General features: G+C 56.4%; 19 protein-coding genes. 5 read left to right on the plus strand and 14 right to left on the minus strand.

Going from position 1 to position 26,471, the window contains the following annotated elements; all coding sequences use genetic code 11:
• Window positions 1-73: 73 nt before the first annotated feature.
• Entirely contained in the window at window positions 74-2,689 is a 2,616-nt protein-coding gene (gene pepN, locus Electrica_RS16610; protein ID WP_141964987.1) for an aminopeptidase N, read from the minus strand.
• Between the two features lie 330 nt (window positions 2,690-3,019).
• Here pepN and pncB point away from each other — a divergent pair, with 330 nt between their 5' ends.
• The 4 genes from pncB to Electrica_RS16630 all read left to right on the plus strand — a co-directional run bounded on the left by pncB (window position 3,020) and on the right by Electrica_RS16630 (window position 8,849).
• A complete protein-coding gene (pncB, locus tag Electrica_RS16615; protein WP_100685601.1) occupies window positions 3,020-4,222 on the plus strand; it encodes a nicotinate phosphoribosyltransferase in 1,203 nt (400 codons plus the stop codon).
• 177 nt (window positions 4,223-4,399) lie between these two features.
• A complete protein-coding gene (gene asnS, locus Electrica_RS16620) occupies window positions 4,400-5,800 on the plus strand; it encodes an asparagine--tRNA ligase (protein WP_141964988.1) in 1,401 nt (466 codons plus the stop codon).
• 591 nt (window positions 5,801-6,391) lie between these two features.
• Entirely contained in the window at window positions 6,392-7,474 is a 1,083-nt protein-coding gene (locus tag Electrica_RS16625; RefSeq protein ID WP_141964989.1) for a porin, read from the plus strand.
• Window positions 7,475-7,658: 184 nt separating this feature from the next.
• A complete protein-coding gene (locus tag Electrica_RS16630) occupies window positions 7,659-8,849 on the plus strand; it encodes an amino acid aminotransferase (protein WP_141964990.1) in 1,191 nt (396 codons plus the stop codon).
• Between the two features lie 58 nt (window positions 8,850-8,907).
• On the opposite strand, the gene Electrica_RS16635 is transcribed toward Electrica_RS16630, so the two are convergent.
• The 7 genes from Electrica_RS16635 to cmoM form a co-directional block, all read right to left on the minus strand.
• Window positions 8,908-9,555, minus strand: a complete 648-nt coding sequence (locus Electrica_RS16635) for an MBL fold metallo-hydrolase (protein ID WP_131048337.1) — start codon at window positions 9,553-9,555, stop codon at window positions 8,908-8,910.
• A gap of 13 nt (window positions 9,556-9,568) precedes the next feature.
• Entirely contained in the window at window positions 9,569-10,120 is a 552-nt protein-coding gene (locus Electrica_RS16640) for a YcbK family protein (protein WP_100685494.1), read from the minus strand.
• A gap of 180 nt (window positions 10,121-10,300) precedes the next feature.
• A complete protein-coding gene (gene ldtD, locus Electrica_RS16645; protein ID WP_141964991.1) occupies window positions 10,301-12,091 on the minus strand; it encodes a L,D-transpeptidase in 1,791 nt (596 codons plus the stop codon).
• 184 nt (window positions 12,092-12,275) lie between these two features.
• Window positions 12,276-16,724 carry a chromosome partition protein MukB gene (gene mukB, locus Electrica_RS16650; protein WP_141964992.1) on the minus strand — a complete coding sequence of 1,483 codons (4,449 nt, stop codon included), beginning with the start codon at window positions 16,722-16,724 and terminating at the stop codon, window positions 12,276-12,278.
• Window positions 16,724-17,428, minus strand: a complete 705-nt coding sequence (gene mukE, locus Electrica_RS16655) for a chromosome partition protein MukE (RefSeq protein ID WP_141964993.1) — start codon at window positions 17,426-17,428, stop codon at window positions 16,724-16,726. The genes mukB and mukE overlap by 1 nt, the downstream gene beginning before the upstream one ends.
• Entirely contained in the window at window positions 17,409-18,731 is a 1,323-nt protein-coding gene (gene mukF / locus Electrica_RS16660; protein ID WP_004860096.1) for a chromosome partition protein MukF, read from the minus strand. Before mukF ends, mukE begins: the two co-directional genes overlap by 20 nt.
• A 3-nt stretch (window positions 18,732-18,734) precedes the next feature.
• A complete protein-coding gene (cmoM, locus tag Electrica_RS16665; RefSeq protein WP_131048334.1) occupies window positions 18,735-19,514 on the minus strand; it encodes a tRNA uridine 5-oxyacetic acid(34) methyltransferase CmoM in 780 nt (259 codons plus the stop codon).
• Between the two features lie 121 nt (window positions 19,515-19,635).
• Between cmoM and elyC the strand changes: the two genes are divergently transcribed.
• Window positions 19,636-20,415 carry an envelope biogenesis factor ElyC gene (gene elyC, locus Electrica_RS16670; RefSeq protein WP_100685486.1) on the plus strand — a complete coding sequence of 260 codons (780 nt, stop codon included), beginning with the start codon at window positions 19,636-19,638 and terminating at the stop codon, window positions 20,413-20,415.
• Here elyC and Electrica_RS16675 read toward each other — a convergent pair.
• From Electrica_RS16675 to msbA, 6 genes are all read right to left on the minus strand, one after another.
• Entirely contained in the window at window positions 20,392-21,285 is an 894-nt protein-coding gene (locus tag Electrica_RS16675) for a YcbJ family phosphotransferase (protein WP_100685485.1), read from the minus strand. The two genes, elyC and Electrica_RS16675, sit on opposite strands and share 24 nt — an antisense overlap.
• Before the next feature lie 143 nt (window positions 21,286-21,428).
• Window positions 21,429-22,175, minus strand: coding sequence for a 3-deoxy-manno-octulosonate cytidylyltransferase (kdsB, locus tag Electrica_RS16680; protein ID WP_141964994.1), 747 nt, complete (start codon window positions 22,173-22,175; stop codon window positions 21,429-21,431).
• Window positions 22,172-22,354: a Trm112 family protein gene (locus Electrica_RS16685; protein ID WP_004860086.1), complete on the minus strand. Its 183-nt coding sequence runs from the start codon at window positions 22,352-22,354 to the stop codon at window positions 22,172-22,174. The genes kdsB and Electrica_RS16685 overlap by 4 nt, the downstream gene beginning before the upstream one ends.
• A 100-nt stretch (window positions 22,355-22,454) precedes the next feature.
• Complete coding sequence (locus Electrica_RS16690) at window positions 22,455-23,684, minus strand: winged helix-turn-helix domain-containing protein (RefSeq protein ID WP_141964995.1); 1,230 nt, start codon at window positions 23,682-23,684, stop codon at window positions 22,455-22,457.
• 55 nt (window positions 23,685-23,739) lie between these two features.
• On the minus strand, window positions 23,740-24,720 hold the full coding sequence (gene lpxK / locus Electrica_RS16695) for a tetraacyldisaccharide 4'-kinase (RefSeq protein ID WP_141964996.1): 981 nt from the start codon (window positions 24,718-24,720) through the stop codon (window positions 23,740-23,742).
• The gene (msbA, locus tag Electrica_RS16700) at window positions 24,717-26,465 is read right to left on the minus strand and encodes a lipid A ABC transporter ATP-binding protein/permease MsbA (RefSeq protein ID WP_141964997.1); all 1,749 of its coding nucleotides are present in this window, start codon (window positions 26,463-26,465) and stop codon (window positions 24,717-24,719) included. The genes lpxK and msbA overlap by 4 nt, the downstream gene beginning before the upstream one ends.
• Window positions 26,466-26,471: the final 6 nt, after the last annotated feature.

Below are 26,471 nucleotides of genomic sequence, written 5' to 3' on the forward strand. Positions count from 1 at the left end.
GGCGGCTACCATCTGAGGTTGTTGATAGCCCGGATAAGGCGCATCCTCGCCGTTATCCGGGAATGGTATCGCCTTATGCCAAAGCCTTACTGATTTTCTCAAACAGATCTCCGGAGAGATTCTCCAGACCTTTCAGCTGCTCCAGCGCCGCGCGCATCAGCGCCTGGCGTTTAGCATCGTAGCGTTTCAGGCGAATCAACGGCTCAATCAAGCGGGAGGCCACCTGCGGGTTGCGGCTGTTGAGCTCGGTCAGCATCTCCACCATGAACTGATATCCGCTGCCATCTTCGGCGTGGAATGCCGCCGGGTTACTGCCGGCAAACGCGCCAATCAGCGAACGTACACGGTTCGGGTTGCTGATACTAAACGAGCGGTGATTCAGCAGGCCGCGTACCGTCTCCAGAACATTGTCCGCCGGGCTGGTGGACTGCAGGATAAACCATTTATCCATCACCAGACCGTCCTGATGCCATTTGTCGTCATACTCCTGCATCAGGGCATCGCGGCAAGGCAGCTGCGCGGCGACCGCGGCCGACAGAGCGGCCAGCGCATCGGTCATATTGTCAGCCTGATGATACTGGGCGACGACCAGCTTATTCGCCAGCGCAACGTCGCCGAACGCCAGATAGCGCAGACAGGTATTGCGCAGTGAACGCTTGCCGATATCGGCGTGTTCCACGCGATAGCTCGCCAGCTTGTTGGCGTTGTAAACCGCGAGGAACTCGTCCGCCAGCTCTTTCGCCAGCGTGCGGGTCAGCGCTTCACGGACCGCGGCAATGGCGATCGGGTCGATGATGGCAAACAGCTCAGCGATTTCATTGGCGGAAGGCAATGTCAGAATTTCAGCCGCCAGCGCCGGGTCAATCTTCTCATCCAGCAGGATCGCGCGGAATGCGTCGGCCACATGAATCGGCAGCGACAGCGGCTGACCCTGCTGATGGCGGTTGACGTTCAGCCTGATGTAGGTTGCCAGCAGGCTCTGCGCGGCATCCCAGCGGGAGAAGTCGTTGCGCGCGTGGCGCATCAGGAAGGTGAGCTGCTGGTCGCTCCATTTATACTCCAGCTTCACCGGAGCGGAAAATTCGCATAGCAGCGCCGGTACCGGCTGGAAGTAGACGTTGTCGAAGACAAAGGTCTGCTCGGCCTGGGTCACATTCAGCACGTGATGCACCGGATGCCCCCCCTTCTGCAGCGGGATCACCTTACCTTCGTTATCATACAGTTCTATCTCGAACGGAATGTGCAGCGGCTGTTTCTCCGGCTGTTCCGCGGTCGGCGGCGTGCGCTGGCTGATGGTCAACGTGTACTGTTCGGTTTCCGGGTTGTAGTCATCATGGACGCTCACCACCGGCGTGCCGGACTGGCTGTACCAGCGGCGGAAATGCGACAGGTCGACGTTAGAGGCATCTTCCATCGCCTGAACAAAATCGTCGCAGGTGGCGGCGCTGCCGTCGTGGCGTTCGAAGTACAGCTGCATCCCTTTCTGGAAATTGGCTTCGCCCAGCAGCGTATGGAGCATGCGGATCACTTCGGCGCCCTTCTCATACACCGTCAGGGTATAGAAGTTATTCATCTCGATGACGCTATCCGGGCGAATCGGATGGGCCATCGGGCTGGCGTCCTCGGCGAACTGCAGACCGCGCATGGTGCGCACGTTGTTAATCCGGTTCACGGCGCGCGAACCGAGATCGGAGCTGAACTCCTGATCGCGGAACACGGTCAGCCCTTCTTTCAGGCTCAGCTGGAACCAGTCGCGGCAGGTCACGCGGTTGCCGGTCCAGTTATGGAAGTATTCGTGGCCGATGACGCGTTCAATATCGAGATAATCTTTATCGGTGGCGGTATCGGTGCGGGCCAGTACATATTTGGAGTTAAAGACGTTCAGCCCTTTGTTTTCCATCGCCCCCATATTAAAGAAGTCGACGGCGACAATCATATAGATGTCGAGATCGTACTCGAGGCCAAAACGGGTTTCGTCCCATTTCATCGAGTTTTTCAGCGAGGTCATCGCCCACGGCGCGCGGTCGAGATTGCCGCGGTCAACGAACAGCTCCAGCGCCACTTCACGCCCGGAACGGGTTTTGAAGGTATCGCGCAATACGTCGAAGTCACCGGCGACCAGCGCAAACAGATAGCACGGTTTCGGGAACGGGTCCTGCCACTGGATCCAGTGACGACCATTTTCCAGCTCGCCCTGCGCCACGCGGTTGCCGTTGGAGAGCAGGAACGGATATTTCGCTTTGTCGGCGATAATTTTAGTGGTGAAGCGGGCCAGCACATCCGGACGATCCAGATACCAGGTAATATGACGGAAGCCTTCCGCCTCGCACTGGGTGCACAGGGCTTCGCCAGACTGATAGAGGCCTTCCAGGGCGGTATTCGCCGCCGGGCTGATTTCATTGACGATGGTCAGGGTGAAATGTTCCGGCAATCCGCCGATCGCCAGCTGGTTATTTTCTTCTTTATAGTTGTTCCACGGCTGGCCATCCACCAGCAGGGAGACCAACGTCAGGTCTTCGCCATCCAGACGCAACGGCACATCGGACGCCGCCGCGTGACGGGAGACTTTGCTCTCAGCCGTAACCACGGTTTTCCCGGCATCCAGGTCAAAGGTCAAATCGATATCGCTAATGAGATAATCCGGCGCACGGTAGTCGTGGCGGTATTTGGCTTGGGGCTGTTGTGTCATAAAAAACCTTTAGCATGTTCCGTAAAGTGTCAAACCCAGTCTATTCCTGTTGCGTAGATCGCGCTATGCAGAATCTTCATCTTTTCAACGCTAAACACGAAAATTGCTACATATTGATAACACAAGAGGCACGAAATGCGCTCGACCCGGTGCAAAGCTTGTGGTGTGATCCCTGTTCAATATATTAAACTAGGCCTCGCAAATGACCGTCAGCGTCGCCATCGGCCGTCACTGCGGGACAGAGTCGGGTAATAAGGGTATACTCCGCCTCCTTTTTTCTGCTTCGGTTTTTGATGGAAACGCTCCAGTGAGAGGACGCTACTGCGCACCATGACACAATTCACTTCTCCTGTACTGCACTCGCTGCTCGATACGGACGCCTACAAGCTGCATATGCAACAGGCTGTCTTCCACCGCTACGGCGATGTACACGTTGCGGCGGAGTTCCGCTGCCGCGGGGACGATCTGCTCGGTATCTATGCCGACGCAATTCGCGAGCAGGTTGAAACCATGCGCGACCTGAAGCTGCAGGACGATGAATATCACTGGTTGTCTACCCTGCCGTTCTTTTCCCATGACTATCTCGACTGGCTGCGCGACTTCCGCTACGACCCGGGCCAGGTCACCGTCACCAACGACAATGGCAAGTTGAATATTCGCCTGTCCGGCCCGTGGCGTGAAGTCATCATGTGGGAAGTTCCGCTGCTGGCGGTGATTAGTGAGCTGGTCCATCATTACCGCTCGCCGGAAATCGGCGTCGATTTAGCGCTGGAAACCCTCGAACACAAGCTGGCCGGTTTTGCGCAAATCACCGCCGATCTCGATCTCAGCCGCTTCCGCCTGATGGACTTCGGCACCCGCCGCCGCTTCTCGCGCGAAGTACAGCAGGCCATCGTCAAACGTCTGCAGCAGGAACCGTGGTTTATCGGTACCAGCAACTACGATCTGGCTCGTCGGCTTCATCTGACGCCAATGGGCACCCAGGCGCATGAATGGTTCCAGGCGCATCAGCAAATCAGCCCCAGTTTAGCCAACAGCCAGCGCGCAGCGCTGGCAGCCTGGCTGGAAGAGTATCCTGACCGGCTCGGCATCGCCCTCACCGACTGCATTACTATGGACGCCTTCCTGCGGGATTTCGGCCCGGAATTTGCCAGCCGCTACCAGGGGCTGCGCCACGATTCCGGCGACCCGGTAGAATGGGGCGAAAAAGCCATCGCCCATTACCAGAAGCTGGGAATCGATCCCATGAGTAAAGTGCTGGTCTTTTCCGATAACCTCGATCTGGCGAAAGCCGTCGATCTCTATCGCCACTTCTCTTCGCGGGTCAATCTGAGCTTCGGTATTGGCACCCGTTTAACCTGCGATATCCCGCAGGTTAAACCGCTAAACATCGTGATAAAGCTGGTGGAATGTAACGGTAAGCCGGTCGCGAAACTCTCCGACAGTCCGGGGAAAACCATCTGCCACGACAAGGCCTTTGTCCGGGCCTTGCGTAAAGCCTTTGACCTTCCGCCGGTGAAAAAGGCCAGTTAATCACCACATTTATCGCTACAAGGAGCCGTTCTGGCTCCTTGTTGTTTATTTATTTCCGAAAACTCCCCTTGATGGTGCGAAATCTGCTTGTCTGATGGAAGATGACAGGTAACATAGATATCCCCCATTATCGGGGGAAACAGATTTTTTTATTGGACTACGAATAGAGAGACTATTATGAGCGTTGTGCCTGTAGCCGACGTACTCCAGGGCCGTGTTGCCGTTGACAGCGAAGTCACCGTGCGCGGATGGGTACGTACCCGCCGAGATTCAAAAGCTGGCTTTTCCTTCCTGGCCGTCTATGACGGTTCCTGCTTTGATCCTGTACAGGCCGTTATTAATAATTCTCTGCCCAATTACAATCAGGAAGTGCTGCGCCTGACCACCGGCTGCTCGGTCGTCATTACGGGTAAAATCGTGGCATCTCAAGGTCAGGGCCAAAGTTTTGAAATCCAGGCCAGTCACGTTGAAGTGACCGGCTGGGTAGAAGATCCGGATACCTATCCGATGGCCGCTAAGCGTCACAGCATCGAGTATCTGCGTGAAGTGGCGCACCTGCGCCCGCGCACTAACCTGATTGGCGCGGTCGCTCGCGTGCGTCATACCCTGGCGCAAGCGCTGCATCGCTTCTTTGACGAGCAGGGCTTCTTCTGGGTTTCCACGCCGCTTATCACCGCTTCTGATACCGAAGGCGCGGGTGAAATGTTCCGCGTCTCCACGCTGGATCTGGAAAACCTGCCGCGTAACGATCAGGGCAAAGTGGATTTCGATAAAGACTTCTTCGGTAAAGAGTCGTTCCTGACCGTATCCGGCCAGCTGAACGGCGAAACCTATGCCTGTGCGCTGTCTAAAATCTACACCTTTGGCCCAACCTTCCGTGCCGAAAACTCCAATACCAGCCGCCACCTTGCGGAGTTCTGGATGCTGGAACCGGAAGTCGCGTTTGCCAACCTGAACGATGTCGCCGGCCTCGCGGAAGCCATGCTGAAATACGTCTTCAAGGCGGTACTGGTAGAACGTGCGGACGATATGAAATTCTTCGCCGAGCGCGTGGATAAAGATGCGATCGATCGCCTTGAGCGTTTCGTGTCTGCCGATTTTGCCCAGGTTGATTATACCGACGCGGTAACCATCCTCGAAAACTGCGGTAAGCAGTTTGAAAACCCGGTTTACTGGGGCGTAGATCTCTCCTCCGAGCACGAACGCTACCTGGCGGAAGAGCACTTCAAAGCGCCGGTGGTGGTGAAAAACTATCCGAAAGATATTAAGGCGTTCTATATGCGCCTTAACGAAGACGGTAAAACCGTCGCCGCAATGGACGTTCTGGCGCCGGGTATCGGTGAAATCATCGGCGGCTCTCAGCGTGAAGAACGCCTGGATGTGCTTGACGCGCGTATGGCGGAAATGGGGCTGAATAAAGAAGACTACTGGTGGTACCGCGACCTGCGTCGTTACGGCACCGTACCGCACTCCGGCTTCGGTCTGGGCTTCGAACGTCTGATCGCCTATGTCACCGGCGTACAAAACGTGCGTGATGTGATCCCGTTCCCGCGTACTCCGCGCAGCGCCACATTCTGATTAATTTTTCTTATCATTGCCGAAGGCCAGCGTAAGCTGGCCTTTTTTTATGTCAGATTTTGTTAACGAACATCAATAAATTTAAACATCAACCCTTCCGGTTCACATTTATGTTACTCACTATTACGACCTCTTCCCGCACGATAAACCGCACCTTATGTTCATTCACCGACGAAGCGCCTGATAATTTTGTTCATTTTTTAACCTGTCGCAGCACAAGATGCAAAGACAAATGCTGAGCGAAAAAAAAGCGAAATGCAGACATAAAATGTACAAATGCGTCTTTATCTAAATTAATCATAATTAATTCATATAGATATATATGGTCTGTTTGTTTTACGAGCAAAGTGGAACGGAATTTTGACTGAGTTCACAAAGTTCCCAAAAATACATATTTAGTTACATACTATTTCTTTTTGTTACTCATATGCGACATTGGTAGCATTTTCCGGCTAGCGAAACGCTGGCGCGGATGGAAAGATGCCTTCAGGCACCAAACTATCATCAATAGTTCTGTAAATTTTTATTGACGGAAATTATTGACGGCAGTGGCGAGTGTTCATATAAAAATATTAATGAGGGTAATAAATAATGATGAAGCGCAATATTCTGGCAGTGGTAATCCCTGCCCTGCTGGTAGCCGGCGCAGCTAACGCTGCAGAAATTTATAACAAAAACGGCAACAAACTGGACTTCTACGGGAAAATGGTTGGTGAGCACGTCTGGACCACCAATGGTAACACCAACAACAGCGACACCACCTATGCACGTATCGGTCTGAAAGGCGAAACCCAGATCAACGATCAGCTGACCGGTTACGGCCAGTGGGAATACAACATGGATGCGTCCAACGTTGAAGGTTCCCAGCCGACCAAAACTCGTCTGGCCTTCGCGGGTCTGAAAGCGGGCGATTACGGTTCATTCGACTACGGCCGTAACTATGGCGCTATCTACGACGTTGAATCCGCAACCGATATGCTGGTTGAGTGGGGCGGCGACGGCTGGAACTACACCGACAACTACATGACCGGCCGTACCAACGGCGTGGCAACCTACCGTAACTCTGATTTCTTCGGTCTGGTTGACGGTCTGAGCTTCGCACTGCAGTACCAGGGTAAAAACGACAGCAGCCGTGCAATCCAGAAACAGAACGGCGACGGCGTCAGCACCTCTGCGACCTATGCATTTGGCAACGGTATCGCGCTGTCCGCAGGTTACTCTGGCTCCAACCGTAGCGTCGCGCAGAAAGCTGACGGCAACGGCAACAAAGCTGAAGCATGGGCAACCTCCGCTAAGTACGATGCGAACAACGTCTACGCAGCAGTCATGTACTCTCAGACCTACAACATGACCCCGGAAAACCAGGCGAACTTCTTCGCTGGTAAAACTCAGAACATCGAAGCCGTGGCTCAGTATCAGTTCGACTTCGGTCTGCGTCCGTCCATCGGCTACGTTCAGACTAAAGGTAAAAACCTGCAGGGTCGTACCGGCTTCGGCGGCGGCGATGCTGACCTGGTTAAATACATCGAAGTGGGTAGCTGGTACTACTTCAACAAGAACATGAACGTCTACGCAGCATACAAATTCAACCTGCTGGACGACAACAGCTATACCAAAGCAGCTAAAGTGGCCACCGATGACCAGGCTGCAGTTGGTATCGTTTACCAGTTCTAATCACTACACCCCTTCGTGATATGCCTAAAAAGCAGGACTTCGGTCCTGCTTTTCTACATTACTAAGATAAAGATCGTAACTTTCGAAAACCTTCTCGCTTTTTGTCGCAAACGGTTGGCAATTTGCAGATCTCCCGTTACCCTGATAGCGAAATTCCCTTCAGTAATCACAATGGAACCTCGTCATGTTTGAGAACATTACTGCCGCCCCTGCCGACCCCATTTTAGGCCTGGCCGATCTGTTTCGTGCCGATGACCGCCCGACTAAAATTAACCTCGGGATTGGTGTTTACAAAGATGAAACGGGTAAAACCCCGGTCCTGACCAGCGTTAAAAAAGCAGAACAGTATCTGCTGGAAAATGAAACCACCAAAAACTATCTGGGTATCGACGGTATTGCGGAATTTGGCCGCTGCACCCAGGAACTGCTGTTCGGTAAAGGAAGCGCAATCGTCAGCGATAAGCGCGCGCGCACTGCCCAGACCCCTGGCGGTACCGGCGCCCTGCGCGTTGCCGCTGACTTCCTGGCGAAGAACACCGCCGTTAAGCGCGTCTGGGTAAGCAACCCGAGCTGGCCGAACCACAAAAGCGTCTTTAATTCCGCAGGCCTCGATGTTCGCGAATATGCCTATTACGATGCGGCCAACCACGCCCTCGACTTCGACGGTATGCTGGCAAGCCTCAATGAAGCGCAGGCGGGCGACGTGGTGCTGTTCCACGGCTGCTGCCATAACCCAACCGGTATCGATCCGACGCTGGAGCAGTGGCAACAGCTGGCGCAACTGTCCGTTGAAAAAGGCTGGCTGCCGCTGTTCGACTTCGCCTACCAGGGCTTTGCCCGCGGTCTGGAAGAAGATGCCGAAGGTCTGCGCGCGTTCGTTGCGCTGCATAAAGAGCTGCTGGTCGCGAGCTCCTACTCGAAGAACTTCGGCCTGTACAACGAGCGCGTGGGTGCCTGCACGCTGGTTGCTGCGGATGCCGAGACCGTTGACCGCGCCTTTACTCAGATGAAGTCGACGATTCGTGCGAACTACTCCAACCCGCCGGCACACGGTGCGTCGGTGGTGGCGACAATTCTCAGCAACGACGCGCTGCGCGCTATCTGGGAACAAGAGCTGACCGATATGCGCCAGCGTATTCAGCGCATGCGTCTGCTGTTCGTCAATACCCTGCAGGAAAAAGGGGCCAGCCGCGACTTCTCTTTCATCATTAAGCAAAACGGGATGTTCTCGTTTAGCGGCCTGACCAAAGAGCAGGTGATGCGTCTGCGTGAAGAGTTCGGGGTCTACGCCGTGGCCTCCGGGCGTATTAACGTTGCGGGCATGACGCCAGATAACATGGCGCCGCTGTGTGAAGCAATCGTCGCCGTGCTGTAATCTCGCCAGCCGACAAAAAAGGCCGCTTGCGCGGCCTTTTTATCTCCCGTGAAGGTTATTACCAGACGGGCATTTCATCCTGCAGGAAAGGGTTGTGCAGCCGCTCATAGCCCAGCGTCGACATCGGCCCGTGACCGGGAATAAACGTCACATCATCACCCAAAGGCAATAATTTACGTTTAATCGCCTCAATCAGCTGACCGTGATCGCCGCGCGGGAAATCGCTGCGCCCAACGCCACCTTTGAAAATCACATCGCCGGAAATCAGCAGCCGGGAAGCCTCGTCAAAAAAGACCACGTGCCCTGGCGTATGCCCAGGACAGTGCAGCACCTGCAGCGCAATATTCCCCACGCTGACGACGTCGCCTTCATTGAGCCAGCGGTCCGGTTGTAAGGGCTGGCAATCCTCCAGCCCAAACATCCGGCTTTGCGCCGGCAGACCTTCCAGCCAGAACTCATCTTCTTTTTCCGGTCCGATAATCGGCACGCCATAGTGTTGCGCCAGTTCCGCCGCCGCACCGACGTGATCGAGATGACCGTGTGTGAGCAAAATCTGCATCAGGCTGACGCCTGCTGCCGTGACTTCCTGTTTGATTCGCTCAGCGTCACCGCCGGGATCGACCAGCGCGGCAAGCCGGGTTTGTTCGCACCAGATTAAAGAACAGTTCTGAGCGAACGCGGTAACCGGAATAATACGATAGTTCATGATGCTCCTTTCGTTACCAGTGCCTTACCGGACCGGTATCAATATGCACAAAGTTGCTACGTGGGTAGTATCCTACACCACCTGCGCCCATAGATAACGCCGCTTTGCGAACATTGCTTAACGAAATGCCTTCTATGTGGAAATCCATGGCCTGTCCTTTAGTGTGATAGCTATGTTTCGCCACACCGCGGCTTCGGGCGCGAAGCTCTTCATTGGTATCGAGGGAACGATAGCCCGAGATGAGCTGGACAGGTTTATTGGTGCCGAGCAATCCCTGCAGACGATAAAGGTGATCGAACAAACTCGGATCGATGGACTTTATTTTATTCGCGCGGAAATCACGGAAAAAATGGTTAAGTCTTGCTAATTCATCCTGAATATAGCCTCTGCCATCGAAAAACTCCGCCTTGAGTGATTCACCAGTATGCAGGTTATTCAGCGTCAGAATACGCGGTCGGGGGGTCGAGAGGGTGGCAAATGCCGGCGCAGGCAGAATGGCGGCAGCACCGAGCGCAGCCCCACCTAACGCCAGCAATTTGCGGCGATTAGCGTCAAATTTGTCCATGATAATCAGGTCTACAAGTAAATGAATCGAATATATGCACTTCTGGCGCACGAAAGGCACCTTACCGGGCATTATTGCCAACGTCAAGGTAGCCTAACCCCAGTAAATACAGGCCCTGTAGAGGATCAGGGCCTGTTTTCACCAAAAGTTAGGACAACGGGATCCGTTGAACTACTTCATTTACCTGATTAATTGTTCAGCTTTCGCAAGGATTTGTGCGCCAGATCGCGCGGTGAGATCGTAATTGTAAATATCTGTTCGATATTGTGTACGTCCATCATCTCCTACGAAGGCAGTCAAATAATAGAGATTAACCGGGATATTCTGGCGGATATTGACATAGCGGGTATCGCCCTGCTTGAGCGCATCGGAAATCCGCGTATCGTTCCAGCCGGCATCCTGCAGCAGCATATTCGCCAGCTCCGAGGCTTTGTTGACCCGCACGCAGCCGGAACTTAAGGCCCGCACGTCTTTCTGGAACAGATTGTGGTTCGGCGTATCGTGCAGATAGATAGCATCGGAGCTGGGCATATTAAACTTATAGCGCCCCAATGAGTTACGCCCGCCAGGCGCCTGCTGAAAACGGAACGGCAGGTTGTTTTCGGTGATTGTCGACCAGTCAACCCGGTACGGATCGATAGCCTCTTTGCTGTTCCAGCCGCGCATCACCGTGTAACCATGCTGCTCAAGATAGCTAGGGTCATTGCGTACCTTCGGCAGGATATCTTTGCGCGCCAGCGTCGGCGGCACGTTCCACGGCGGGTTAACCACCACGTTGTTTAGCGCGCTGCTCATCATCGGCGTTTTGCGATCCGGCCGCCCCACAATCACTCGCGATGCCAGCACCTGGCTGCCATCCTGGTAATAGACCAACGAAAAGGCTGGAATATTGACCATAATGCCGGTAGACAGTTTTCCCGGCAGCAAACGCAAGCGCTGAATGTTCAACGCCAGTACGCCCGCACGCTGGGCCGCAGAAACATTGAGCCAGTCGCGGGTGGATTGACCAATCACGCCATCGGCGCCCAGCCCCTGCCAGGCCTGGAAGCGCTTAACGCCCTCAACAAGCTGACGATCGTAAACGCCGCGCGCCGCGGTTTTGCTCTTCTTCCCGGCTGACGGACTCACGACATCCCCCGGCAGCGCAATCTTCGAGGAATCATTGAGCATACCGTTGCGCTGTAAAATTTCGCGCAGCGCGCCAACGTCGTTACTCCACTCTCCCGGACGCAGCGACGCGTTGCTGGTCAGCTGCGGCCACGGGCGGGAATCGGCCACCAGCGCCAGCAGCGCCCGGTGCATCGCCTCATATTGCGGATGCTTCGGCGCCAGCCCGGCAATAAACGGCACCAGAGAGCCATTATCCAGCGCCAGCTGCCACTGATTGATCACCGACAGCGGCGGCGTCGCCATCGTGTACGGTTTGGTACCGTACAGCCAGCGATTCCCCTGCACCGGAATGCCGCTGATAAAATGCAGGTAGCCCATCATGGCGTCAGACAGCACGATATCGCGAGCCATGCCGTTCACCGCCGGATCGGTCAGCAGGCTGACCCAGACGGTAAATTGCGGCTGAAAACCGGCGATGGCGACCTCAGCCAGCTGCTGCTGGAAGGCCTGAACCGCCTCGCGGTTCTCCCACATCGGTTTCATCTCTCTGGCCGCATAGAGCGATACCAGCGGATTCATAAACACGGGCTGATAGCCAGCCGGCAACTGCGCCATTATCGCGGCGCGGCTTTTTTCTGCGGCGCCTGCTGCCAGCGGCTGCTCACCGGCCATTTTCGCCACCGTCGCGGACTGCCCCTCGCTCTGGATAAGCGCGGACGACAGTTCTCCTGTCGTCGCGGAACTGTCGGTGGGTACGATCTCAGGCTCTTCGGCCTGGACATTGAACAGCGGAGCAAATGCCAAAGCCAGGCTTAAACTCAGCGCTGACAATTGACGACCATAGCGTTTCTTTAGCAACATCCCTTGCCCCCTGTTGTCACATTGCTGCCCGTAAAAACGGGTTTTACTCTCAGTATATAGAGGCGCAAAAGCTTTTGCCTCCCCAAATGTAAAGAAGTTTAAAGATTATAAAACGTTAACTTAACCGATTCGCTAACAAAAAGGGCGACATCAAGTCGCCCTTTTCTCTATCGATCGATGACCGCTAAGAGGCATCCGCCGTTCCAGGCAGCGTTTCCGGCAACTGGGCGGCAAAACCGCGCAGCCCGACCACATGGACGTGTTCGTGGTTATTAAACACTTTACGCACTAACTTGTAGGTGGTGCCTTTTTCCGGGCTGATGTTTTCCGGCGCCGCGATGATCAGCTGCATCTCCAGACGTTCACAGAGTTCAAACAGCGTGGCGATAGAACGGGCATCGAGACGCGCCGCTTCATCGAGGAACAGCAGACGGCACGGTGACAGGTCTTTGCCGCGCAGGCGACGAGACTCATCTTCCCAGCTCTGCACCACCATCACCAGTATCGACATCCCGGTACCGATAGCTTCCCCGGTAGACAGCGCACCAGATTCTGCGCGCAGCCAGCCGTCGGAGCCGCGGTTCACTTCCACTTCCATCTCCAGATAGTTGCGGTAGTCGAGCAGCTCTTCGCCAATGGTCTGCGGGGTGCGTTGCCCCATATCGATCTGCGGGTTCAGACGCTGGTACAGCTTCGCCAGCGCTTCCGAGAAGCTCAGGCGGTTGCTGTTAAACAGATCCTGATGCTGCTCGTGCTGTTCGGACAGCACATCAAGCAGCGTCGAGTGGGTTTCCCGCACGTTGACATTCAAACGCACGCTGTTGACCTGGCCGAAGGAGACGCTTTGCAGCCCCTGGTTAAGCATCCGGATACGGTTCTGCTCGCGCTGGATCGTTTTGCGAATAATATTGGCCACGCTGCGGGAACTGATAGCCAACTTCTGCTCACGGTTGGTCAACTCTTCCGTCAGACGGCTCAGTTCGATTTCCATCTGTTCAATCGCTTCTACCGGGTCGTCGGTGCGGATAATATCCTGACGGATACGCTCGCGCAGATGCTGGTAAACGGCGACAAAGAACTGAATTTTACGTTCCGGACGCTTCGGATCCTCGGAGACACGCAGCACATCGCGCAGATGTTCGTTATCCGCTACGGCCAGACGCAGCGCACCGAGCGCTTTATCCGACATCGAACGCAGTTCATCCGCAGAGAGATAGGCCAGCTCGCGGCGATGCAGACGCCGTTCGACGCCGTTGTCTTTCACCAGCCGCATGACCGCACACCAGCCCGCCTTGGCGCTCACCACCTGCTCGCGCATTTCGCAGTAGTCGCGCTCAAGCTTACGCAGCCTGCGAGTCAGGTTGTCCATTTCGGCTTCACAGAAGGTCAGCGCTTTTTCCAGCTGATTCCGGCGCGAGCGGTTGTTGCTTAACTGCGTATGCAGCTGATCGCGGCGCGCACGGGCACGCTCTTCCGCACCGCTGTCGGCGCGTACGCCGATATCCTGCAGCTCTTTGTACAGATCGCTCAGCAGCTCTTTTTTGGTATCAAAGGAGCTTTTCAGCGACGCCAGCACCTGATTGTACTGGTTCAGCTGCGCAGAATGGGTACGCATCGCGTCGCGGGCGCGGCTACGTTCAGCCTCCGCCTGCTCCAGACGCTGGCGCAGTTTTTCATTGAGATCGCTGTTGCCGCTGAGCATTTCCGCCGAATCGGAATAGCTGAAGTGGGCACGACGCTGCACCACTTCGCTCAGCGCAAACGCCTGCTGGCGCGCATCGCGCTGCGTTTGCTGGGAGTAAGCGTAATCTTCTTTCAGCTGTTCGAACTGTTCCGGGTCGCTTTGCAGGACTGAAACCATCGGCTCCAGCTTCGCCAGCTGATTGCCATGCTGCTGAATAAAGCGCGCCGCTTCCTGGGCTTCATCCAGCCGTTCCTGAATTTCGTCAACGCGATCGGCCAGCGTATCGTCCGCCAGCAGATTAAGGCGCGGCAACAGGCGGTTGAGGGCGGAAACCCCCTCTTTCGCCTGCTCATACTGCACCCGGTTCTGCTGGTTATCGCTTTCGTGCGTGTTAAGGGCGCGCTCCAGCTCGCCGCGGCGGCTGTTGAGCTTACGGATCTCTTCTTCCGGATCGTCTTCAAACGCGACGGCCAGATGGTTGCCGATAAAACGGCTGAAGGCCTGGTGCTGGCGCTGCGTTTTCTGCACGTCGAAAGAAAGGGTCGCAAAACGCTCTGATAAACTTTCCCGCTCCGCATGCAGCGTTTCAACGCGGCTTTCGCGCGCGGCGCGGCCAAACAGCGGCAGCGTCGGGAAGCGCGAGTAGCGCCACTGGCGATCGGCCACTTTAACGACCACCGCTTTTTCCAGCTCATCGACGCTGAAGACGCTGTCATCGAAGGATTGCGGATCGCCTTCGATCAGATAGAGATCTTCCGGGCAATCTTCCAGCCCTTCCAGCTGTTCGGCGATCTGCGCCAGATTGGGTACCACGATCGCGTGACGCGACGGGCCATACAGCGCGGAGAAGTACGGGGCGTCCTCAAGGCTGACATCGTCATAAATTTCCGACAGCAGTACGCCGCCAAAACGTTCCGCCAGCGCGTTAAGGCGCGGATCTTCAGACCCACCCGGCTGGCTGAGGCGTTCGATCTCTTCGTCGATGGCGCGTTTACGGGCACCCACTTCGTCACGTTCGACGATGGCTTCACGCTCGCGCTCCAGCAGTTGCTGGAGATATTCGGTGACATCCTGGCTTGATTCAAACTGCTCGCCGCTCTGCTCGCACAGCTGGTTGAGGCTGTTTTGCGCGGCCAGCCAGATTGGCGCCCGACGCAGCAGAGACTGGGTGCGCGACTGCAGCTGCTCCAGCTCCTGACGCAGATTCATGCGCTGTTCGCTGGCGGAAGAGACGCTATCGGACAGGGAGGCGATGCGCGCTTCCAGCTCCTGATGCAGCGCTTCCAGATCGTCAATATCGTAGCGTTTGCCCTGACGCTTGCAGAATTCGCTCAGCTGGCGTTCGGCGTCCTGCTGCTCGCGCAGACGCTGTTCCAGCTCAGTCAGACGGCTACGCAGCCCGTGCGCCTGATCGGCAAGGTGACGCTGGTTGACGCCATCGCGCAACAGCTCGCGCGCCACGTCCCAGGCCTCATTACGCGCCAGCGGACCGTTGATGGCCGCCACCAGCTGATATGCCTGCTCAAACTGGCCGTGCGCGGTCTGCGCCACGCTCATTTTTTGTTCCAGCGACAGCATTTTTTCCGTCGCTTCTTGCTCTTTAGCCTGGAATGTTTCCAGCCATTCATCGGCGCTTTCCGGCGTTAAATCCGGCAAATGACACAGCGCCTTCGCCCGCTCCAGCGCCTGCAGCGCCTGGTTGTACTGAATGGCGCGGGTCTGCTGTACGTCCAGTGCCTGCTGATAGTCGGCGAGCTGGCTTTTCAGCTCATCCACTTCCAGTTCAGCGGCCTCGGCGCGGGCCTCGTTCTCTTCCTGTCGATCGGTCGCTTCGGCGACGACTTCATTCTGCTCTTCAAGGCGAATCTGCAGTTCATCGAGATCCGCTTCATAGCGCTCGATTTTTTCCTGCTGGCGCAGCGCGGTTTGTACCAGATTCAGATGATCGCTGGCCGCCTGATAATCGGCTTCCAGATCGCCTTCGGCGCCGTTATGTTCCTGCAGTTCGCGGGCCATATCGACATGCTTATACTGCTCTGCCGCCAGCTGCGCCCGCGAGGTAAAGAGATCGCGACGATACTCCAGCGCTTTATCCAGATGCACGCGACGTTCGTTGGCGTGACGCATATAGTCCGCCGCGACATAGTTCGTCGCTTCGCTGATCAGATGTTTAAACAGGTCGCGATCGGACTGGGTGACGCGAATGGCTTCGAGCGTCATGCGGTTTTCACGCAGCGCGGCTTCCATATCCTGGAACGCTTTACGCACGCCGCCGTTTTCCGGCAGCAGGTAATCGCGCAGCGAGCGGGTGATGGTGTTGGAGATCCCGCCGTACAGCGAGGCTTCAATCAGGCGATAGTATTTACTGCGGTCTGCCGCCGAACGCAGACGACGAGCCACCACGCCCAGATCGAACATCAGCGAGTGATAGTCGGTTATCGAGTTGAACTGCTTAAACTGCACCCCTTCCATCTCTTCAAGCTTGTCTTTCAGCTCGTTGAGGCTCAGCACGCGCGCCTGGCGCTCGTTAAGGGTTTCCGTCAGCAGCTGGGTCGGCTGAATGGACGTCGGCAGCCCCTGAATCGCAAACGGCTTGATATCCACTTTACGATCGCGACCGGCAATCTGCTGCAGACGCACGCCCACAACCACCCGCTGGTGATGCGAGTTGACCACATCCAGTACCGAATAACATACCCCGGCCCGCAGCTTACCGTGCAGGCCTTTATCGCGCGAACCGCTGGTGGCGCCCGCTTCTGTGGTGTTACGGAAGTGCAGCAGAGTCAGATCCGGAATCAGTGCCGTGACGAAAGCCGCCATGGTGGTCGATTTCCCGGCGCCGTTGCCCCCGGACAGCGTGGTGACCAGCTCATCCAGATCAAAGGTGCGGGCAAAAAAACCGTTCCAGTTAACCAGCGTCAGCGAGCGAAATTTACCGCGTTCAATCATTACTCTTCCTCCCCGCTATCCGGCTGATTCTCTTCGTTCTCATCATTGAGCTGCAGATGGTTTTCCAGCGCCATCGCTTCACCGTCGCGAATCATGCGCAGCTGCGCCTCACGCGGATCGTCGCCGACGCGCACGTCAGCGCCAAAGCGGAAGACCGACTCGGTAATACGGAATTTGCTGCTGTCATGGCCCATAAACCAGACCATGCCCAGGCGGCGCAGACGGTTGAGCGATGCGCGCATTTTCTCCTGCAGCTTCTGGCGGTCGAGATCGGACCCGGCAGAACGGTTGTTCACCAGCTTCAGCAGTTTAGCTTCGTCCGCCAGGGTCAGTAGCTCATCGTAGAGCTCCTGCTGGGTAAAAATCCCTTCGTTGGCCAGGCGTTCCGGGCTGAGATAGAGATAGCAAAGAATTTTGCCGACCATCATATCCAGTTCGGAGAGCACCGAGCGCGGAATCAGCGTCGTGGAGCGCGGGCGCAGATAGAAAAAACCTTCCGGCGCGCGAATCAGCTCAACGTTATAACGCGCGTAAAACTCTTCCAGGTAATCCTGGAAATCCATCAAAAATGCGTGATTATCCAGTTCGTCCAGGCCGATATGACGACCTGCTCGCAGGGCGCTGTCCAGCGCCGGAAATAACGGATTGCCCAACGCCAGCGCCAGTTTAACTGGCATCACTTGTTCAATATTTGTCGATGACATGCGCCTGTACCTTGGCTCCGTAATCATTAATCGGCTGCCATTTTGCCGGCAGTCCGGTGAAATCTGCTTGTGCGACGCCCAGGCGTACCGCCTGATCGACGACGATTCGCGCCACATCAAAATGGCGAGCTCGCGGATACTGCGCCAGATATTCGCGCACCACCAGACCGAGATCCAGCGGGACGCCTTTGTCTTTGTAAACCACCAGTTGCGCTTCAATCAGCGCGGCGAGCTGTTCGCGAATTTCGTTAAACTCTTCGTATTCCAGATCCGCCGGGAGCTCCCCGGTAACCTCTTCGTCACGCAGCGCCATCTCTTCATCACGCATATCCAGCAGACGATCGGCGCTGGCGTGAGTCAACGCCCACGGGGCGTCAAAGTAGGTCTGGATCGACTGACGCAGACGCTGGGCGAAGACGCGGTTTTTATCCATATCGATAGCGGTACGGATAAATTTGTGCACGTGGCGATCGTAGCCGATCCACAGGTCAATCGCCTGCTGGCCCCAGCTGACGATACGGTCCAGTTTACTTTGCAGATCGAAGACTAAACGGTCGACAAAATGCAGGTCGTCGCGCGAAATTGTCGCATCCTGAATTCTCAGCAGGTTAGCCTGTAGCTTATCGCCTGCGGCATCCAGGGTATCCTGTAGCTCGCGCAGGGTGCCGGACGTTTCCGACAGCAGCAGCTCGCAGCTGGAGATAGCCGCGCGCCAGTCTTTGTTCAACAGCTGAGCGATATCATCTTTGACCAGCTGCTGCTGCTCATCCATGATGCGCTGCGTCAGATCGATACTGTCAAAAATCTCAGCAACCGAGTATTTCAGCGGCGCAAAGACGTTGCGATGCCAGTGGAACTCATCGCCGCCCTCTTCCGCCGAGTCGGCTGCGCGCTTGAGCTCGCCGGCAACGATCGACAGCTGCATCGACAGACGCAGCGTAGAAAATTCGCGTTGGCGAATATAGTAATCGGTAATACCGATGCCCAACGGCGTCAGGCGATAAATCGCATTGCCTTCCGTGATTTCGCTGGTAAAGCGGTTCAGCAGACGTTGGCGCACCATATCGTTGATCGCATTATTGGCGCGCTGGCTGATGGTTTCGCTGGTCTGCTCAAACGCATCACTGACGTGGCGGAACGCATCCACCAGTTCTCCCTCGGTCATTTCCCCTTCGAGCCGCTCGCCGTTCAGCGTAGCAACCGCCAGCAGAAACGAGAGTCTGTCTACCGGCAGCGAAATAGAAAAATCATTTTTTCTGGCCCAGGCAACCAGTTCGGGGACTGTCTGGGAAAATTCACTCATAGTTTATCCTTGCATCTGCGGCTTAAGCGCTGTGACATGAATGTAGCGACCCAGGCTGATATACGGCTCCTGGCGACAGTAGCGCGTCTCCAGCTCCAGCAGCGCCGCAAAATCGTCGCGCTGTTTGCGTTTTTCACGCAGATAATCATGAAACACCCGCACGCCGGTTTTACCGGTAATGCGCCAGCCCTGCTCTTCCAGCCAGCCATAAACCTGTTGCGGGGAACGCGGATAGTCCGGCGACAGCGTGCGTTTTTTCTTTTTCGGCATGCCGAGTTGTACGTAGTCGAAGTTCCCGACGACCATGTTATGCATCAACAGACCGTTAGCATTGTAGAACATTAACGATAACGCACCGCCGGGTCGTAAAACCGACCACAGCGTTCGCAGCATCTCCTGCGGCTCGGCCACCCACTCCAGCACCGCATGAAACAGTATCAGATCGACCGGGCTTTCCAAATGCTGCGCAATATCCTGTGCGGCGCATTGTACAAAATGCATGTTGTCGATCACACCTTTATCGGCAGCAGCCTGCCGGGCGCGCGCCACCATTTCAGCCGAAAGATCGCATAGCGTCACATGGTGGCCCATTTCCGCGACTTTTACCGCCGTTTGCCCTTCGCCGCCGCCGGCGTCAAGAACCCGAAGCGGCCCTGGCCCCAGCTGGCTTAACAGCGGTTGCAGATCCTGCCACAGAATGGCCTGACGCAGTTCGCCCTTGGTGGTACCGTAAATATTGCGCGAAAACTTTTCAGCCATGTCATCGAAATTACGATCTTTCACGGACGGATCCACCTGCCAACACAAAGCCGCTATTTTGTCATACCCACGCTGAGAATGAAGCGATCTGTTATAAGATCCGGACATAACTTTGGTTATATGGTTAAAAAAGGAGCCATCTGGCATGCTTTTTACACTGAAAAAGGTTTCAGGCGGCATGATGTTGCCGCTTCCCCTGCTGCTGTTGCTGATGGCGGTCGGCATCGCGCTACTGTGGTTTAGCCGTTTCCAGCGCAGCGGCAAGCTCTGCGTCAGCCTCGGCTGGCTGCTGTTGCTGTTGTTGAGCCTGCAACCGGTCGCCGATAGTTTGCTCAAACCCATTGAAGATAAATACCCGACGTGGCGGGATGCAAAGCGCGTGCAGTACGTCGTCGTACTTGGTGGGGGCTACACCTGGAACCCGGACTGGGCGCCCAGTTCAAATCTTATCAACAACAGCCTGCCGCGGCTGACGGAGGGGATCCGCCTGTGGTATGAGAACCCGGGCGCAAAACTCATCTTTACCGGCGCAGCGGCGAAAACCAATCCCGTCAGCACGGCAGAAGCCGGCGCCAGAGTTGCAGAGAGTCTGGGGATACCGCGCAGCGAAATTATCGTTCTGGATAAACCGAAAGATACCGAAGAGGAAGCCGAAGCGGTGAAACAGACCATCGGCGATGCGCCGTTCCTGCTGGTGACTTCCGCATCGCATTTACCGCGGGCGATGATTTTCTTCCAACATGTCGGGCTAAACCCGCTGCCTGCGCCCGCCAACCAACTGGCGATCGCCTCGCCGCTCAACCCGTGGGAACGGGCGATCCCTTCCCCGGTCTGGCTGATGCACAGCGATCGCGTCGGCTACGAAACGCTGGGGCGCATCTGGCAATGGTTAAAGGGCACCTCAGGCGAGCCAGGGCAGGATTGATTTCGCGGCCAGGTCAAACCGGGCGCGGTCAAAGCGCCCGGTATTGACGAGGCTATCCACCTCATCCCACAGCAGATAGAGCCAGCGTCGCCACAGGAAGGATTCGGCCACTGGCGCGCGGCGCAGATAGTGCCACAGCAACTGCTCCGCCTGCCCGCCGTCCGACAGGCGAAACAGTTCATATTCTCGCGGCGCCCACAGCATCATCCCCGGCCCGACCATCGCCAGCAGCTGATCGCTACGCGCATCTTTCAGCATACTGCGCAGCGTAAAGCTGCCGTGTACCAGCACACAGTTATCATTAAAATCTTTCAATAAATCCGGGAGGCACTCGCGGGCGCGGAACAGAATCCGTTTATCCTGCATCGTCAGGCCGGTATCCTGGTACAGATTAAGGGTGCTCCACAGCATCTCAACCCGCTGGCGGTACCAGTACGGCCACAGGTTTTCCTGGGTGCTGTCCACCATGCCGACGCAGCCGCCGCTATCGTGCCGGTGCCACGCCAGAAGAGCCTCCACGATCTGTTCCTGCAGTTGCTCCCAGCGTTCCGGCGTACGGGCCGGCGCTTCCGCAGAGACCCCGCGCAGTCGCTCAATCAACAACACGTCCGGGCCAGGATGCTCTTCATGCGTCAGCACCCCGTAGACCACCGGCATGCGCGCGGTACCGCTGCGCGCCAGCGTGGAGATTTTCCACGCCAGCTGGCGGGCAATGCCCGGGGTGGTAAAACTTCTCGCCAGCAGCGGTAGCGGGTTTCCCTGCGCATCATAAAGCGACCACAGCGCCGAGGCGGGTTTCTCGCTGATACACTCCACGCGGCTCAGTTTCTCTCCCAGCAGATGGCTAAGTTCGGTTCGCAGCTGTTCCATTTCTGATTACCCCTGTGAATACTACTGGTTTTAATAATGAGCGCCAGTCGCAGGGATGTCATCAGGCGAGATCAAAAAATTGAGGGAAAAGGTATGGAAAAACAGCTTGAGGATATCCCCTCACGGCGGAGGGGATGAACGAATTAACGCAGCTCCGCGCGCACGCGCTCCAGATCTTCCGGCGTATCAACACCAGTCCCCGGGACAACTTCGGCTACCGCGACATGGATTTTTTCGCCATACCACAGCACCCGCAGCTGCTCCAGCATTTCGATCTGCTCCAGCGGACTCGGCGCCCAGCTGACATAGCGACGGATAAAGCCGGCGCGATAACCGTAAATACCGATATGACGTAGCAGTGAATCGCCAATGGTCTCGCGCGACTGTGCAAAGCGATCGCGATCCCACGGAATGGTGGCGCGGGAGAAGTAGAGCGCATAGCCCTGCGCATCCATCACCACCTTCACGGCGTTCGGATTAAATGCTTCCTGAGCATCGTGAATCGCAACGGCGAGCGTTGCCATGCCGCAAGTATTGGCCGCCAGATTTTCAGCCACCTGGCGGACGATCGCCGGCGGAATCATCGGCTCATCGCCCTGGATATTGACGATGATCGTGTCATCACTGAAGCCGCATTTTTCAACAACTTCGGCCAGACGCTCGGTCCCGGATTGATGGTCCGCACGCGTCATACACACTTCACCGCCGGCAGCTTCTACCGCACGCGCAACATCATCATGATCCGTCGCGACAATAATGCGCTCTGCCCCGGATTCGCGCGCGCGCTCCAGAACATGAACGATCATCGACTTACCGTTAATATCCTGTAGGGGCTTGCCCGGCAAACGCGTGGAAGCAAAACGGGCAGGAATGATGACCACGAAACTCATGAATGGCTCTCTCCCACGGCTAATGCGCGGGCTTCGGTCTCCAGCAAGACGGGAATGCCTTCACGGAAAGGAAAGGCCAGACTGTCAATTTTGCAAATCAGCTCTTGCTTATCCTGGCTGTAGTAGAGTTTACCGTTGCAGACAGGACAGGCGATGATTTCTAGTAAACGGTGATCCATGATTCCTCCTGATGGACCGAATAGATTCCGCAGCAGCATATCACATGATGGCAAACTCAGGGATCCGTTTGCGGCAAAGGCTGAGCGGGGGTGACGTTGTTCAGACCGGGGAAATCTCCCAGCCCTGCTGACGGTCGGTGAAAAGCCCCGGCGGCAGACGACCGAAGGTTATGCGCTGTACCGACTGCCAGATAGCAAACTCTTCTATCGCCTGATGCAGCCCTCTCTCCAGCCCCGGGGTAACCTTGACCCCCTCTTCAAGCCACAGCGAAAAGACCTCCAGAACCCCGGTTTTCCGATGCACCTTGCTGTCCATTCTGCCCACCAGTCTTCCCTGGTGCAGCAGCGGCAGGACAAAGTAGCCATACTGACGCTTCGGCGCGGGCGTGTAGCACTCGAGGCGATAGCTGAAACTGAATAGTTGCTCAGCGCGCTTACGGTCCCAGACTACCGGGTCAAAAGGCGAAAGCACCGCGCTGTGGCTGGCGGCGAGTTTACCGCCGGGCGCCGCCTCCAGCTGCCCGAGCGCCTCGCGGTGGAGCCACATTTCGCCCAGCTCCTCGACCTGCACCGGGACCACCACGCCCTCCTCCTGCCAGCTCGCCAGCAGCGCCGGTAAAGCGGGCTGGCGGAGCCGATAGTAATCCGCCAGCCACTGAGGGCGAAAAATGCCGAGACTCCGGGCGCTGTTGCGCAGCATTAACGCTTCCGCCTGCGACTGCGTCAGCGCATCGCGCCCGTCGTCCCAGTGCGGCATGACGCGATGCGTCAGATCGTACACCCGCTGAAAATTGCGCCGCTCCACCACCATCACTTTGCCGGCGGTAAACAAGCCTTCCAGATGGCGCTTGTGCGGCTTCCATTCCCACCAGCCGCTGGCGCCTTTGCGCGGATGTTCAAAGTCGGCCGAACGAACCGGACCATTCTGCGCGATATGCTCCAACAGCAGCTGAATATCATCAGCGTGTTCAGTCATCCACGCTTTGTGATATTTCCAGCCCATCTTATCGGGCGTCAGCATGCGGTGGCGTACCAGGGCAAAGTCGCTGCGGGGCAGGAAGCAAGCTTCATGGGCCCAGTATTCCATCAGCTCCCCGCTGCGCAGGGCCTCCTCCAGCCAGCTTTGCGGATAGCGGCCAAGCCGGCTAAAAAGCACAAGATAGGGGCTGCGGGCAACGACGTTAATGGTATCGATTTGTAGCAATGACATCTGCTGAATAGTTTGCAGAATATCGCTGGCGCGGGCACGACGCCGGGGCTTCTTCAGCAATCCCTGCGCCGCAAGATGGAGATGGCGGGCTTCTTTAAGCGAAAGTTGTAATACCGACATGCAGGTTCTCCGTCAAGGACTCCGGCACCGCGTTATTGAAGCGAGCGTGGCAGAACTAACGTTGCGCCAGCGTCACCAGTTCCGTCAGCAGCTGCTGTGCGCGTTCATCCGTCATTATGGCGTCGACAGGTAAATACCACCAGTTTGCTTCGGCAAACCCACGACATTTCACCGCGTCTTTCTCGGTCATCAGCAGCGTTTGCTGCGGGTTTGCAAGGGCGGAAACGCTTGCCTGCGTTAATGCCTGGTGATCGGCAAGCGCGACGGTTTTTACCGGCAGGACGCCGCAGCTTTCGAGGGTGGCGAAAAAGCGCGGGGGATGGCCGATTCCGGCCATGGCAACGACATTGTCGAAAGAGGCCACGTCTCGCCGTTCGCCGCTGCGTAAATTTATCGCCAGTCCAGGCTGCAGGCGCATAGGGATTTCCCCGGCCTGCGCGACGCCGCCGTTCACAATGATGGCATCGACGCTGCGTAAACGCGACGCGCGTTCACGCATCGGCCCGGCCGGGAGCCACCAGCCATTGCCAAAACGGCGCTCGCCATCAATCACGACAATTTCTTTGTCCCGTGCCAGTTTGTAGTGCTGCAGACCATCATCGGTGATGATGAGCTGCAAATCATGCGCATGAAGCAGTGCCTGTACCGCCTCACGGCGCTCCGGCGAAACCGCAACCGGCGCGCCGGTTCGTTGAAAAATAAGTACCGGTTCATCGCCGGCTTCCGCCGTACTGGTCTGCTTGCTGAGCAATAATGGATAGCTCGCCACTTTCCCTCCATAACCGCGGGAGACAACGCCAACGCGAATACCGCGCTGCCGGAGCTGCTCCACCAGCCAGATGACCACCGGCGTTTTGCCGTTGCCTCCGGCGGTGAGGTTGCCCACTACCGCCACCGGAACCGGTGCTCGCCAGGCTTTCTTCAGCCCCAGCCGATAGCTGAGGCGAATCAGCCCGCTCACCAGGCCATAAAGCCAGGAGAGCGGCAGCAAGAGCCGCCATACCGGCGACTCACCGGACCAGATACGCGCAATCATTGGCCAAACTGCATTTTATGTAGCTGAGCGTACACGCCGCGGTGTTCCAGCAGGTCGGCATGGCTACCGCGCTCGACAATATGGCCATCTTCCACAACCACAATTTCATCGGCTTGTTCGATGGTGGACAAACGGTGGGCAATAACCAGCGAAGTCCGGTTTTTCTGTAGCTCGTCGAGGGCCGCCTGGATAGCGCGTTCCGACTCGGTATCCAGCGCCGATGTCGCTTCATCCAGAATCAGAATCGGGCTGTTACGCAGCAGCGCACGCGCGATGGCAATACGCTGACGCTGTCCGCCGGAGAGCAGTACGCCGTTCTCACCGATAACGGTATCGAGGCCATTATCCATTTTGCTGATAAAGTCCATCGCATAGGCCATACGCGCCGCCTCTTCGATCTGCTCGCGGCTGTACTCTTCCTCGCGCGCATAGGCAATATTATTCGCCACAGTATCGTTGAACAGATGAACGTTTTGCGATACCAGCGCGACCTGGTTGCGCAGCGATGCCAGGGTGTATTCACGCAGCTCGTGGCCATCGAGCAGAATCTGGCCATTATCGATATCATAAAAGCGCGTAATCAGGCTGGCGATGGTCGATTTACCCGACCCCGAACGTCCGACCAGGGCGACCGTTTTGCCTTCCTGGATGTGGAGGTTGATATTTCGCAACGCCGGCGTTTCGCGGCCCGGATAGGTAAAGGTGACGTCTTTAAATTCCAGGTTGCCCTTCGCGCGATCGAGAACCAGCCTGCCTTCGTCTTTTTCCTGTTCGGAATCAAGAATCGCAAACAGCGTCTGGCAGGCGGCCATCCCGCGCTGGAACTGAGCATTGACGTTAGTCAGCGATTTCAGCGGACGCATCAACGCAATCATCGAAGAGAAGACCACGGTGATGGTACCGGCAGTCAACGTTTCCATGACGCTCGGGAAGCTGGCGGCATAGAGGACAAATGCCAGCGCCAGTGACGCAATCAGCTGAATAACCGGGTCAGAAATAGACGACGCGGAGACCATTTTCATCCCCTGCAAGCGCATTTTGTTGCTGACCTTATCAAAACGTTTGGTTTCTACCTCCTGGCCGCCAAACATCAGCACTTCTTTATGCCCTTTCAGCATTTGCTCTGCGCTGGTGGTCACCTGACCCATGGTGTTCTGCATATTCTTGCTGATATTACGAAAACGCTTCGATACCACGCGAATCGCCACGGAGACGATGGGGGCCAGGACTATCAGAATCAGCGACAACTGCCAGCTGTAGTAGAACATCATCACAAACAGGCCGATGATCGAAGCGCCTTCGCGTACAACGGTAATCAGCGCGCTGGAAGAGGATGACGCAACCTGTTCGGAATCATAGGTAATGCGTGACAGCAAGGTACCCGTGGACTGTTTATCGAAGAAGGAGACGGGCATCCCCATCATGTGGCTGAACAGTCGGCGGCGCATGGTCATGACGACTTTGCCTGAAACCCACGAGATACAGTAGCTCGAAATATAGCTGGTGACGCCACGCAGCAACATCAGCCCAATCACCACCAGCGGCATCCATAGCAGCACTGAGCGATCCGTTTTACCAAAACCATCATCCAGTAACGGTTTAAGAAGCGATAGCATGAAGGTATCACTAGCGGCGTTAAAGACTAACGCAACGGCCGCGACGATCAGTCCGGTTTTAAATGGCGCAATAAGCGGCCAGAGGCGGCGGAAGGTCTGCCACGTGGAGAGATCTTTATCATTCTGCATTCAATA

The sequence above is a fragment of the Klebsiella electrica genome, from assembly GCF_006711645.1.
Lineage (GTDB): Bacteria > Pseudomonadota > Gammaproteobacteria > Enterobacterales > Enterobacteriaceae > Klebsiella > Klebsiella electrica.